This window comes from Paraburkholderia sp. MM5384-R2 (assembly GCF_014201025.1).
In the GTDB taxonomy this organism is placed as follows: Bacteria; Pseudomonadota; Gammaproteobacteria; order Burkholderiales; family Burkholderiaceae; genus Paraburkholderia; species Paraburkholderia tuberum.
The window spans coordinates 40,112-52,713 of sequence record NZ_JACHDI010000039.1 but is presented as its reverse complement, the minus strand read 5'-3'; the positions used below and the strand labels follow the sequence as shown (position 1 = coordinate 52,713).

Sequence of the window (12,602 nt, the reverse complement as noted above, 5' to 3'; positions counted from 1 at the left end):
TTCGGCCATCTCGTAACCAGTTGCATACGACTTCAGCCTATCGAACGGAAACCATTCGCCGGTTTCTGCGTTCAGCGCCATTGCCGACGGCATTGTCGGGAAGTTTGAGTAGATTGAATAGGTGATGCGGCAAAGCTGGCACTCTTCCTTGTCCCCGGTTTCATCCTGTTTCCGTTGTTCCATTTGACCTCTGCTGATTGTTCAGAACACAGTCGAGGAATTAACCATCAAAATCACGACAAGGTCAACGGTTTTAAATTGAGATAAAGCCGCTTTGACAGGTTTTCACAATTCCAGTACTTGCCAAGCGCGAAAAAAAAGCCCGCCTTGCTGGGCGGGCTCGCATGTTCCGATTGCACCGGGAGTTACCGAAAACTAATCCGCGGCCTCCTCGCCATAATGCCGATCCGGAATCACAACGATATTCCCCACAAAGCGCTTCTCCATAAACCGCGTCTGCGCGTCGTGAAACTTCGACAACGGATAAGTCGCCGCGAGAACCGGCCGGATCGTCCCGTTCTGAATATAGTCGAGCACGCGTTTGAACGCACCGCGCGTGCCTTGCGACGATCCATTTAACTGCAACTGCTTCAGATACATCGTGCGCAGATCGAGCTGCACGACCGGCCCCGCGATCGCGCCCGCGGTCGTGTATCGTCCCTCAGGCCGCAACACGTTCAACAGCTTGCCGAACAGCGCCCCGCCGACAAGATCCGCAACCAGGTCGACGGGCCGGCCCTCGGTCATCCGTTCAGCGTCCGCGACGAAATCGCTACTATCGCGCAGCATCGCGCCTTGCGCGCCGAGCGCTAGCACGGCCTCTTCTTTACCCTTGCTGACGACCGCATACGGAATCGCGCCGCGCGCGCGGCATAGCTGGATGATGGCCGAGCCGACACCGCCGGACGCGCCGGTAATCAGCACCGTTTCGCCGTGCTTGACGGCCGCGCGCTCGATCATCTGCTCGCCGGTGTGATAAGCGCACCAGAACGTGGCGAGTTCGGCGTCGGAATAGCTGCAGTCGACCCGATGCGCGTTTTCCGCGGGCACGGCCGTGTATTCGGCGTAGCCGCCGTCGCGGCCGTGGCCGATGTAGTCGATGTCGGCGAGGCTGTCGTCGTCGCGGTTGTAGATCGACGCGTCGACGATCACGCGCTCGCCGATACGCGCGTCGCTGACGCCGCGACCCACCGCGACCACGCGTCCGACGATATCCGCGCCCTGAATGCGCGGAAACGTCAGCGTCGAGCGGCCGCGTCGCCACGTCGACACCGCTTGCGGATCGTCGTCGGTGCCGTAGGCGCCCTGGCGGACCCACACATCGGTATTGTTGAGACCGCATGCGGTGACGTCGATCAGTACCTCGCCAGCCGCGCACGAGGGCACCGGCACGTCGTCGCGATAGACCAGTTTGTCGAGGCCACCGTGCGCGGTCAGCACGACGGCCTTCATCGTTTTCGGAAGCATGTTTCCCCTTTCGTTGAAACGGGCGTCGTGCTTCGCGAGTTCACGCGGGCACGACGCCCGCGCAATCACGGTTTGACGAACAGCTTGCGTGGCGTCCTGCAAAAGGTCTCGACGCCGGTCCGCGTAATCAGAATGCTCTCGGTGATTTCGAGGCCCCAGTCGTCGAGCCACAGGCCCGGCATGAAATGAAACGTCATGCCGGGTTCGAGGACGGTCTTGTCCCCAGGGCGCAGGCTCATCGTGCGCTCGCCCCAGTCCGGCGGATAGCTCGCGCCGATCGGATAGCCGCAGCGGCTGTTCTTCTCGATGCCATATTTATGCAGCACCGCGAAAAACGCATTGGCGATGTCCTCGCAGGTATTGCCCGGTTTCGCCGCAGCGAGCCCTGCCTCGATCCCTTCGACCACCGCACGCTCGCCCTCGATGAAATGCTTCGGCGGCTTGCCGAGGTAGACGGTGCGCGACTGCGGGCAGTGATAACGCTTGAAGCAGCCGGCAATTTCGAAGAACGTGCCGGCGTCCTTCGCGAACGGCGTGTCGTCCCAGGTCAAATGCGGGGCGGCCGCGTCGGCGCCGGTCGGCAGCAGCGGCACGATCGCCGGATAGTCGCCGCCATAACCGTCGATGCCGGTAATGCCTGCCGAGTAGATCTCCGCGACGAGGTCGTTCTTGCGCATGCCCGGCTCGATTCGCTCGACGATGTGCGCGTGCATCTTCTCGACGATGCGCGCGGCCACGCGCATGTACTCGATCTCGCGCGGCGATTTGACCGCGCGTTGCCAGTTGACGAGGCCGGTTGCGTCCTGCCACTTCGCGTCCGGCAAATGCGCGACGAGCGAGCGATAAGCGGCGGCGCTGAAATAGTAGTTGTCCATTTCGACGCCGATCTTCGCGTTGGCCCAGCCGCGCACCGCGATCACGTCGCGCGCGAGATAGTCCATCGGATGACGCGCGGTGGATTGCACGTAATGATCCGGATAGCCGACGATCTGATCGTGCTGCATGAAGACGGTGCGCTTGGCACCGTTCGCGTCCTGACCGCGGCCGAACCAGACCGGCTCGCCATCCAGCGCGAGCAGCACGCACTGATGCACGTAAAACGACCAGCCGTCGTAGCCGGTGAGCCAGGCCATATTGGTCGGGTCCGACACGATCAATAGTTCGATGCCGGCCGCCTGCATGGCCTTGCGCGTTTTCGCGAGACGCGCGGCGTATTCGTCGCGTTCGAACGGCAGGCGCACGACGGGCGCCTCAATTCGCGATTCGTGTAGCGTCGTATCTGACATCTTCCCCTCTCTCTGAGCGTGACGTCGTTGCGGAAAGTGGCGCCCGGTGCAAGTGAACGGGCGTCCACGGGTATCTCTCGCCGCAGTCTAATGCCGCGAAAAAACGCCTCCGAATGTGCTAGTTCAATGTTCCTGACGTTATCGACGGGCGCTGCGTGATTGTTGCAATGCACGCTGCGCCGCCCTTGTCCGCGCGTAAAAAGAATTGTTCTAGAGCAATCTGGATCGCAAATATGGCTGCGTATTCTGGTTCGCATTACACGTACGACGAACGGGACCGAATCGATATGAACACTGCGCGAGTTACCGATCTGTTGAGCGCTTCAGGCATCGCCCCGGCAAGTCTTTCCTCCGAGGAGCGCGCGGTCGCCTCCGCAAGCACACCGGCGCGCCGAGACGAAAGCCCGGCGAGCAAGCCATTGATCCGGCTCGACCGGATCACGAAACGATATGGCGCGCTGACCGTGCTCGACGAACTGTCGCTCGACGTGATGCCCGGCGAGAAGCTCGCGCTGATCGGTCCGTCGGGATCGGGCAAGACGACGATCCTGCGCATCCTGATGACGCTGGAAACGATCGACGGCGGCCATATCGAAGTGGACGGCGAACAGTTGTTCCATATGCCGCGCGGCGGCCAGATGGTGCCCGCGAACGAACGGCATCTGCAGAAGATGCGCGAGAAGATCGGCATGGTGTTTCAGCACTTCAATCTGTTTCCGCACAAGAGCGTGCTCGACAACGTGACGCTCGCGCCGATGCTGACGAAGGGCGAGAGCCGTGAGTCGGCGCAGAGGCGCGCGCTCGAGCTGCTCGACATGGTCGGCATGGCCGATAAGGCGAAGAGCCGTCCCGCGCAACTGTCGGGCGGGCAGAAACAGCGCGTGGCGATCGCGCGGGCGCTCGCGCTCGCACCGCGGATCATGCTGTTCGACGAAGTGACGTCCGCGCTCGACCCCGAACTCGTCGAGGAAGTCCTGAACGTGATGCAGCGGCTCGCTCGCGAAACCGACATGACGATGCTGCTCGTCACGCACGAAATGGGCTTCGCGCACGACTTCGCCGACCGCGTGCTGTTCTTCGACCGCGGCAGGATCGTCGAGGAAGGCAAGCCAGAGGACATCTTCACGCATCCGACGCACGAGCGGACTCAGACGTTCCTACGCAAGATCCTCGCCGCGGGACATCGAATCTGAGCAGACCCGTAAGAGATTGCTTTTCCCACGCTGCACATCACCCACTACTACGTCATACCACTACGCCATAGGAGCCAGAGATCATGAAGCTGAAGGGGATTCTGATTGCGGGAGGGTTGTCGCTGCTGACGCTCGCGAGCCTCGCACATGCCGCCGACGACAAGCTCACGCAGCTGCGCCAGCAAGGCTTCGCGCGGATCGCGATCGCGAACGAACCGCCTTTCACCGCAGTCGGCGCCGACGGCAAGGTGACGGGCGCGGCACCTGATGTCGCGCGGGCCGTGTTCAAGAAGCTAGGCGTCAACGACGTCGTCGCGTCCGTCTCCGAGTATGGCGCGATGATTCCGGGCCTCGCGGCCGGGCGGCATGACGCGATAGCGGCGGGGCTTTTCATGACGCCGCAGCGTTGCGCGGCTGTCGCTTATTCGCAGCCGGTGCTGTGCGCGGTCGAAGCGTTCGCGGTCAAGAAAGGCAACACGAAGAGCATCAAGACCTACGAGGAAATCGCGAAAGATCCGAAGGCGGTGATCGGTGTGGAAGGCGGCACGACCGAACAGAAGCTCGCGACCGCCGCTAATATTCCGACCGACCGCGTGATCATCGTGCCGGACGGGCAAAGCGGTCTGAAGATGCTGCAGGACGGCCGCATCGACGTGTTTGCGTTGCCGCTGCTGTCGATCACCGATCTGCTCTCAAAGGCGAAAGACCCGAACCTCGAATCAATCGCGCCGGTGCAGAACACGCCGGTTCAATGCGACGGCGTCGCGTTCCGCAAGCAGGACACCGCACTGCGCGATGCATTCGACGTCGAGCTGAAGAAGATGAAGGAGTCCGGCGAGTTCGCGAAGATCGTCGAGCCCTATGGCTTCTCGGCGAAGGCGGCAATGTCGACGAGCCGCGAGAAACTGTGCGCGGCGAAGAACTGAGTCCGCGATAAGACGCCATGCGCGCAACGCGATAGCGCGCATGGCCCATGACACATTGTGCGCGAGGTGCGTCGATGAACCACTGGTCCGGCTATTTGCAGCTGATTCTGCAGGGAGCGCAGACAACCGTCGAACTGACGCTGATGGGCGCGGTACTCGCGCTCGTGATGGCGTTCGTCGCGGGGCTCGGGCGCCTGTCGCGTTTCTTCGTGGTGCGCGCATTGGCCACGTCGTACATCGAGTTTTTTCGCGGCACCTCGATATTCGTGCAGTTGTTCTGGGCCTATTTCGTGTTGCCGATGGCCGGCCTCACGCTGACGCCGCTGCAGGCCGGCGTCCTCGCGCTCGGTTTGAACGTCGGCGCGTACGGCGCTGAAGTGGTGCGCGGCGCGGTCGCCGCGATCGGCCACGAGCAACGCAGCGCCTGCATTGCGCTGAATCTTTCCCGCTATCAGCGCATGCGGCACGTGATCTTGCCACAGGCTTTGCCGCTGATGCTGCCCACGTTCGGCAACAACGCGATCGAGCTGCTGAAGGGCACGGCCGTCGTGTCGCTGATCTCGCTCGGCGACATGACGTTCCAGGCGCAGGTGGTGCGCTCGCAAACCGGCAACACGTTGATCCCGTTCGCGACGATTCTCGCGCTGTACTTCGCCATGGCCTGTCTGATCTCGTTCGGCATGCGCAAGCTGGAAAGCCGGATGAGTTTCGGTCTCGACCGCATCAGGAGATAGACGAATGGAATGGGACTGGAGCTTCGTGCGCGAGATTCTGCCGACCCTGCTGCAAGGGTTGGAGATCACCGTGCTCGCCACTTTCCTCGGCGCGGTGGTGGCGGCCGTGGTCGGCATGGCGATTGCCATTTTGCGGCTGGCGCCGAATCGCGCGGTGTCGCGCGCCACGTCGGCGATCGCGAGTTTTATTCGCGGCACGCCGCTGCTCGTGCAGCTGTACTTTGTGTTCTATGTGCTGCCCGACATCGGCATACGGATGCCGGCGCTCGCGGCCGGTGTGCTCGCAATCGGAGTGCATTACGCGACATATGCGGCCGAGGTTTATCGCGCCGGCATCGAAAACATTCCGCGCGGGCAATGGGAAGCAGCAAAGGCCTGCAACCTGAGTCCCGCGCAAACGTGGCAGCACGTGATCCTGCCCGAAGCGGTGCCGCCGATGGTGCCCGCGCTCGCCAATTATCTGATTTCTATGTTCAAGGAGACGCCGTTACTGTCGGCGATCACGGTCCTCGAATTGATGAATCAGGCAAAGATCATCGCGAATACGGATTACCGCTATCTGGAGCCGATGACGCTCGTCGGCGTGCTGTTCCTGATCATCAGCCTGATCGCTGTGGCCGGTGTGCGACTCCTTGAAAAGCGTTTTCCGGCTCCGGGGCATTGAACGATGCAAATAACTATTCGACAGTTCGAGCGCGCGCCGCATCTGATCGAACGCGCTTTCGACAAACGTATCGGCCTCGTGATTCTCGCAACCGATCACACGACCGAGCCGGACTTCGCGGCACTCGTCGCAAACGAGCGTATCGGCATCTATGTGAATCGCGTGCCGTATGCGAACCCGGTGACGCCCGACAATCTGCGCGCGATGCAGCCATCGCTGAGCGCGGGCGCGGCGCTGATCCTGCCCGACGAAACGCTCGACGTCGTGATGTATTCGTGCACGTCGGCATCCGTGATGATAGGCGATGCGCAGATCGAGCGCGCCATTCATGCGGCGAAGCCATCGGCCAAAGTCGTCACCCCGACCGCTGCCGCGGTCACTGCGCTGAGCACGCTGGACGCGCGGCGTATCAGCGTGCTGACGCCGTACACCGCCGAAACCAGTCGGCCGATGTTCGAGTACTTTGCCGCGCAAGGCTTTGCGATCGACCGCTTCTCATGCCTGGGTCTGACCGACGACCGGGAGATGGCACGGATTTCGCACGACGATATCGTCGCCTTCGCGCGCGATGCGACAGCGCCCGACTCCGATGCGCTGTTTATTTCGTGCACCGCGGTGAGAGCTGCGCCGATCATCGCGCGAATCGAAGCCGCCATCGGCAAGCCGGTAGTGAGCAGCAACCTCGCGACCGCGTGGATGTGTTTGCGCCTTTGCGGCGAGAACGAGGCGAGGCCACAGCAGGGTCGTTTGATGACGCTGCCGTTGCTGATGCGCTGAGAGCACTGCGCGACGCCAATCATGTTGTTTTTCCCGAACGCGCGCGACGCGTCGCCGGCGCACGCGTACGGATTACCGCAGCCGTTGCAGGCTTTATGGAAAACCCCGATGCCTGCATCGTCCTAGAACATCGTTGCAGGCGCGGGTCGCCGGTATCGTGGATTCGGGCGACGTTGCCTGTGTCGCATAGAAACATCCCAGGAGAAGACATGCACTACGTACATTCATGGACCGCGCAGAGCGCGCAACCGCAGGCGCGCAGCTTGCTACGACGCGCGATCGCGGCGTCGGCACTCGGAAACGCGACCGAGTGGTTCGACTACGGCATTTACGCCTACGGCCTGAGCTATATTTCGGCCGCGTTGTTTCCCGGCAGCACCGCGCAGGCCACGTTGTTCGCGCTCGCGACGTTCGCCATTTCGTTTCTCGTGCGTCCGCTTGGCGGCCTGTTCTGGGGGCCGCTCGGCGATCGCCTCGGCCGCAAGCACGTACTCGCGTTGACGATCATCCTGATGTCGGTCGCAACGCTGCTGGTCGGACTCGTGCCGACTTACGCGAGCATCGGCTGGTGGGCGCCGGCGATCCTCATCGTTCTGCGGATGATCCAGGGCTTTTCGACGGGCGGCGAATATGGCGGCGCGGCGACTTTCATGGCCGAATACGCGCCGGACAAGAAGCGCGGCTTTTGTGGCAGCTTCCTCGAATTCGCGACGCTGTCGGGCTTCTCGCTCGGCGCGTTTCTGATGCTCGGTTGCTCCGTCGTGCTCGGCAACTCGGCAATGCATGCGTGGGGATGGCGTCTGCCGTTTCTGATTGCGGCGCCGCTCGGCCTGATCGGTTTCTATCTGCGCTCCAGGCTCGAAGACACGCCGGTCTTTCGCGAGCTCGAACAAACGATGCAAAAGGAGCAGCATAGCTGCGTCACGCTGAAGGCATTGCTGCGCGACTATTGGAAACCGCTGATCCAACTCGGCGGACTCGTGGTTGCTTTGAATGTCGTCAACTACGTGCTGCTCGCCTATATGCCAACGTTCATGCAGAAGCAACTCGGCATGAGCGACAACATGTCCCTGCTCGTGCCGCTGATCGGCATGCTCGCGATGATGGTGTTTCTGCCGTTCGCGGGCACGTTCTCGGATCGCGTGGGACGCAAGAACGTCTGGTGGTTTTCGCTGATTGGCCTGTTCGTCGCGGCGATTCCGATGTTCCTGCTGATGAAGCTCGGCGTGGCGGGCGCGTTCATCGGCTTTGCGGTGCTCGGGCTGTTGTACGTGCCGCAACTGGCCAGCATCTCGGCGATGTTCCCCGCGATGTTTCCGACCCAGGTCCGTTACGCGGGGATGGCGATCGCGTATAACGTGTCGACGTCGATTTTCGGCGGCACGGCGCCGATGGCGAACGAATGGCTGGTCGCGCATACGGGCAATGCGCTGGTGCCCGCTTATTACATGATGGCCGCGTGCGTCGTGGGGGCGATTGCGTTGATCTACGTGCCTGAAACGCGCGGGTGTTCGTTGCGCGGGCAAGGCATTCCGGGGAAGCAGGAAGTGATTGGTTGAAGTGACATGGCGTGGCCAACCGCGTATCGATGCAGTTCGGCCACGCGCGTTTGATTGAGCGTTTATTTCAGGTGGCTTTGCGCGAGCCTCGACTTCAGCAGTTCGTATTTCTCCCGCGACGTATCAGCGAACGCCGCCTCGCGACTCGAACGCGTATCGTCGAATGGAATCGGCTCGGCAAACTGGCTGACCGTCAGATCCCATCTGCTGCCGTCGATCAGGTTGTAGAAGTGCGTGCCCCCCGACGTACGCGTCGTCAGAATCTCGCCACCGAAATAGTCCTGCATGATCAGAGACGTAACGCTGCAATGATTCTGCGCGGGATTCGTCGACGACCACGCGTGCGTGGGGCTCGACGTATCGCCGGCCCATACGCGTGCAAGGACGCGGTATAGATCGATGGGCGTCGCAAAGGTCTTCGATACGGCAGGCGTCTGTGCTTCCTGTGTCATGGCGGCAATCCTTCGTTCGATGAGCGGAAAAGGTCGTGGAAAACAAAAAGCCCCGTCGTTGCCGGCGGGGCTTTCTGGCGCATGTCGCTGCGAATGATGTCTAGCGGCGTATGCGTATGCGAGTCCCCACAGGCAGTCCCACGCGGGCATGCGCATGATGATGCTTTGCAGTCGGGCGGTACGTGAGGGCTTGCATAGTGAGCGAGTGTGCCTTCGATCGCGCGACGCGTCAACGAATCATCGATAACTGCGTCGCGCTGACCGTGCTTACGACTTCGCGCCGCTCAGGATCGCGAGGCTCGGGCAGTAGTGCGTCGCGCTCAGATACGCGGCCTGCTGCGAGCGCACGCCTGCGCTGCTCGACGTCGGCGGATCGATGAATAACTGCGCGTTGTTCGTTCCCGCCGGTGCCGTCAGCGTCATCGTTACTGGGGATAGAAATGAACGCGGCGCGCGTCGAATCAGGCGTTCGACCGCGGATGGCTTGCGCCGATGTGCTTCAACGCAATTCAACCGCCGGAGAGAACCGTGTCCTCGACTTCGTAGCGCTCATTGCCAACTGAAATCAGATTGATGCCGGCATGCTTGCGCGTCAGCGTGTCGCCGGGCATCGGCCGATCGCTCGCGGACGCGGCCGTGCCGACTACCCGGCCGTTGACGCCGAAGAAAATCGCCCGTGTGGCGCCATCGGGCCAGTAGACCACGACCGTAGTCGATCGATCGCTGTGATGCACGACGCCGAACTTGCACATCGTTTTGGTCTGTCCGTTGCCGCGCTCGCACGGCAACGTGCCGCTCGCGCTGATAGGCGATTCCTTCACGGGCCCGTGGCCGTTCTGCGAGCCGGCCTGAGCGCTTTCAGTCGGAATCGAAATCAGCGTCACGCCTTCCGCTTCGCCGACCACGCGCGCGTGCCGCTGATGCCCGACGATCGCGCGCACGGCGGCGCTGTCGCGCGAGCCCGGACAGCCGACCAGCATCGCCATATGGTCGAGATAGTTCACGGTCGCGGCCGACTCGCCGAGCCGCCGGCATGCATCGCCCGAGTGCGGATAGCCATCGCCGAGCACGACGAACGACGCGGGCCATTCGAACTGCTTGTCCATGCCAGCAGCCTGCGCGGAAGTCGAAGCGCCACCGGCACCGAATGCAATCGCCGCAAGCGCGGCGCACAGCGCCGAAGCAAAAGACCGGGTCGTGCGTCGCATCGAAGTTCTCCTCGGCTTGCTCACGTTCGAGCCGCGCCGGCCGCCAACGCGGCCTGCGCCCGTTGCAGCCACTCGCGATTATGCTCGCGCGCGTGGCGCGGCCAATGTTTGGCGTCATGCACGATTTCGGCATAGAGCGCGCCGGCGCGGCGGCGGTCCGCATCTTCCGGTTGCGCGGCGAGCCAGTCGGCGAACAGGCAGCGCGGCGCGACGTCAGTCGCGCAGGTCAGCGCCTGTTCGAATGCCGCGCGTGCGCCCGGCGCATTCCGTGCGGCCAGCGTGCGCGCGTTCAGCAGCGCCGGCTCGCCCTGGTTGCGTGCCCGCGGATTGACCGAGAACAGATCCGCCAACGTCGCATCCGCGGCCGCGTAGTCGCCGAGCGCGAACTGCGAGCGCGCGAGACCGAGCAGCAGCGCGGGATCGTTCGCGAATGGGCCGTTCGCCGCGGTCTGGAAATGTTCGAGCGCTTCGCGCGGATTGCCGGCCGCGAGCAAGGCCTCGCCGAGCCGCATCCGATGCTGCACGGTCGGCGCGCGGTCGAAAGCGGCGCGCGCTTCACGCAGCGCGCGATTCGGATCGACAAATTGCGTGATCGCCTGCGTGGCCACGCGCGCGCCGCGCGAGTGGCGCAGACCCGGCAGGTAGATCGCGAAGAAGTACACGACGCTGCCGAGCAGCGGAAAAGCAAACAGAATGAATAGCCAGTAGATGCCCTGGTTATTGCGCATCGCATGGACGGCGAAAAAGATCGCGATGAAAACGTGAAGACCAATTCCAAAAAAGTAGGGCATATCGATTCAACCTTCGAGCATGAGGAAAAGCGCGCCGCGAGCCCGTCATCGGCGTAACCGGGCCCTAATGCAGCGAACCGACCCGCAGATACGCGAATAGAAGCGACAACGCCACGACGATCACGCCGGTGGCAATGACGAGACGGTTGGCCAACAGTCGGCGCATCGCAAGTCTCCTAGACGAAACTGTAGCGTTCGGAATGGTAGCGGATGCGCGGCACTTTCATTTCGCCGAGCGCCGTTTCGATCGCATCCATCATGGAGTCCGGGCCGCAGATGAAATACTCGTGATCGGCGAACTCGGGCGGTAGATGTCGCCGGAACATCGCGGCGTCGATGCGCCCGACTTCCCCGCTCCAGCCTTCGGGCGGGTCCGACAGCACATAGACGATGCGCAGATCGAGCCGCGCTTTCAGCGCATCGAGCTCCTCGCGGAAAGTCAGCGAGTCCCAGGTCTTGCCGCTGTACAGTAGCACGAGCGGACGTTGGTCGCCGCGATCGGCGAGCGTGCGGATCATGCTCATCATCGGCGTGATGCCGATACCGCCCGCGATCAGCACGTGCATGTCGGTCGGATGCCCGATCGTGAACGCGCCATACGGTCCGTCCAGATACACGCGCCGACCTGTCTCGATCGTCTTCACCTGGCTCGTGAAATCGCCGAGATTGCGGATCGTCATTTCGACGCGGCCGTTCGCGGCCTCGGCGCTCGACGAGAACGAAAAGGGGTGTCCGGTGATCCTGAACGGGCTGCCCCACACGTTGAGCCAGCCGAACTGGCCGGGCTTGAAGCGAAAGCCAGCGTGGCCGTCGGGCTGCATCACGAGCGTCGTCGTGTCGCCGCGTTCGGCGCGCACTTCCGCGATCCGGTACGGACGTCTGATCATGAAGAGCGGCTTGAACAGACGCACGTACAGCAGCAGCGCTACCCAGAATGCTGTCATGCAGATCCACAGCGTGCGCTTGAACGGATCGGTCAGATAGAAGCCCCAGCCGATCATATGCAGCACGCCGCCGAAGATCGCGACGAGCGCGAGTCCGATATGCGACAGATGCCACAGCTCGTAACCAATCCTCAATTGCTTGCGCCATAGCGCGGTGATCACCAGCACGATCACCGAGCCGATCGACAGGAACGCGAACCACGCACCCCACGGTACCTCGAGCAGCGAGTCGGGCATCGCGACCTTGTCCGAGCGGATCGCGAACAGGATCAGCGGATGCAGGACGACCAGGCTGACCGCGAGCAGCGACACGCGTCGATGGAAATGATAGATAACGTCCTCGCCCCACGGCTCGGTCACGTGACGAAAACGCGCGGTGAGGCCGAATTGCAGGCCCATCATCGCGAGTCCGGAATAGCCGAGCGCCACCGAGAATTCGGTGCCGAAGTTGCGCGCGGGCGGGAGCGTGCCGGTCAGCAGCGCAAACAGCGGCGCGAGAATGAACAGTAGATAGATGACCGACCAGACGGCCTTGTGCACGAGATCTCGAGACTGCATCGGTGCTTCTCCATGCCGGGTGCGGCGGTCCCGCTCGCGCTCA

The 12,602-nt window shown here is 62.6% G+C and carries 13 protein-coding genes and 1 pseudogene; 6 read left to right on the top strand and 8 right to left on the bottom strand.

Annotation, left to right across the window (positions count from 1 at the left end; genetic code table 11):
• The 3 genes and pseudogenes from HDG37_RS35350 to doeA form a co-directional block, all read right to left on the bottom strand.
• Window positions 1–183: pseudogene (locus HDG37_RS35350) on the bottom strand (hypothetical protein); the annotation flags it as partial.
• A gap of 192 nt (window positions 184–375) precedes the next feature.
• On the bottom strand, window positions 376–1,467 hold the full coding sequence (locus tag HDG37_RS35345; RefSeq protein ID WP_184055758.1) for an alcohol dehydrogenase family protein: 1,092 nt from the start codon (window positions 1,465–1,467) through the stop codon (window positions 376–378).
• A 65-nt stretch (window positions 1,468–1,532) separates the two neighbouring features.
• On the bottom strand, window positions 1,533–2,753 hold the full coding sequence (doeA, locus tag HDG37_RS35340) for an ectoine hydrolase DoeA (protein WP_184055756.1): 1,221 nt from the start codon (window positions 2,751–2,753) through the stop codon (window positions 1,533–1,535).
• A 287-nt stretch (window positions 2,754–3,040) separates the two neighbouring features.
• On the opposite strand from doeA, the gene ehuA reads away from it, so the two are divergent.
• The 6 genes from ehuA (at window position 3,041) to HDG37_RS35310 (ending at window position 8,606) form a co-directional block, all read left to right on the top strand.
• Complete coding sequence (gene ehuA, locus HDG37_RS35335; RefSeq protein WP_311541786.1) at window positions 3,041–3,946, top strand: ectoine/hydroxyectoine ABC transporter ATP-binding protein EhuA; 906 nt, start codon at window positions 3,041–3,043, stop codon at window positions 3,944–3,946.
• A gap of 83 nt (window positions 3,947–4,029) precedes the next feature.
• Window positions 4,030–4,872, top strand: a complete 843-nt coding sequence (ehuB, locus tag HDG37_RS35330; RefSeq protein ID WP_184055754.1) for an ectoine/hydroxyectoine ABC transporter substrate-binding protein EhuB — start codon at window positions 4,030–4,032, stop codon at window positions 4,870–4,872.
• A 74-nt stretch (window positions 4,873–4,946) separates the two neighbouring features.
• The gene (gene ehuC / locus HDG37_RS35325; RefSeq protein WP_018423791.1) at window positions 4,947–5,606 is read left to right on the top strand and encodes an ectoine/hydroxyectoine ABC transporter permease subunit EhuC; all 660 of its coding nucleotides are present in this window, start codon (window positions 4,947–4,949) and stop codon (window positions 5,604–5,606) included.
• A 4-nt stretch (window positions 5,607–5,610) separates the two neighbouring features.
• Complete coding sequence (gene ehuD / locus HDG37_RS35320; protein WP_184005058.1) at window positions 5,611–6,270, top strand: ectoine/hydroxyectoine ABC transporter permease subunit EhuD; 660 nt, start codon at window positions 5,611–5,613, stop codon at window positions 6,268–6,270.
• 3 nt (window positions 6,271–6,273) lie between these two features.
• Window positions 6,274–7,047: an ectoine utilization protein EutA gene (gene eutA, locus HDG37_RS35315; RefSeq protein ID WP_184005060.1), complete on the top strand. Its 774-nt coding sequence runs from the start codon at window positions 6,274–6,276 to the stop codon at window positions 7,045–7,047.
• Window positions 7,048–7,256: 209 nt separating this feature from the next.
• Window positions 7,257–8,606 carry an MFS transporter gene (locus HDG37_RS35310; protein WP_184055752.1) on the top strand — a complete coding sequence of 450 codons (1,350 nt, stop codon included), beginning with the start codon at window positions 7,257–7,259 and terminating at the stop codon, window positions 8,604–8,606.
• A gap of 62 nt (window positions 8,607–8,668) precedes the next feature.
• Here HDG37_RS35310 and HDG37_RS35305 read toward each other — a convergent pair whose 3' ends face one another.
• From HDG37_RS35305 to HDG37_RS35285, 5 genes are all read right to left on the bottom strand, one after another.
• Entirely contained in the window at window positions 8,669–9,058 is a 390-nt protein-coding gene (locus HDG37_RS35305; RefSeq protein ID WP_184055751.1) for a hypothetical protein, read from the bottom strand.
• Window positions 9,059–9,325: 267 nt separating this feature from the next.
• Window positions 9,326–9,481: a hypothetical protein gene (locus HDG37_RS35300; RefSeq protein ID WP_184055770.1), complete on the bottom strand. Its 156-nt coding sequence runs from the start codon at window positions 9,479–9,481 to the stop codon at window positions 9,326–9,328.
• Window positions 9,482–9,567: 86 nt separating this feature from the next.
• The gene (locus HDG37_RS35295; protein ID WP_184055749.1) at window positions 9,568–10,266 is read right to left on the bottom strand and encodes a hypothetical protein; all 699 of its coding nucleotides are present in this window, start codon (window positions 10,264–10,266) and stop codon (window positions 9,568–9,570) included.
• A 20-nt stretch (window positions 10,267–10,286) separates the two neighbouring features.
• Window positions 10,287–11,057 carry a tetratricopeptide repeat protein gene (locus HDG37_RS35290; RefSeq protein WP_184055747.1) on the bottom strand — a complete coding sequence of 257 codons (771 nt, stop codon included), beginning with the start codon at window positions 11,055–11,057 and terminating at the stop codon, window positions 10,287–10,289.
• 176 nt (window positions 11,058–11,233) lie between these two features.
• The gene (locus HDG37_RS35285) at window positions 11,234–12,559 is read right to left on the bottom strand and encodes a ferric reductase-like transmembrane domain-containing protein (protein WP_184055745.1); all 1,326 of its coding nucleotides are present in this window, start codon (window positions 12,557–12,559) and stop codon (window positions 11,234–11,236) included.
• Between the last annotated feature and the right edge of the window lie 43 nt (window positions 12,560–12,602).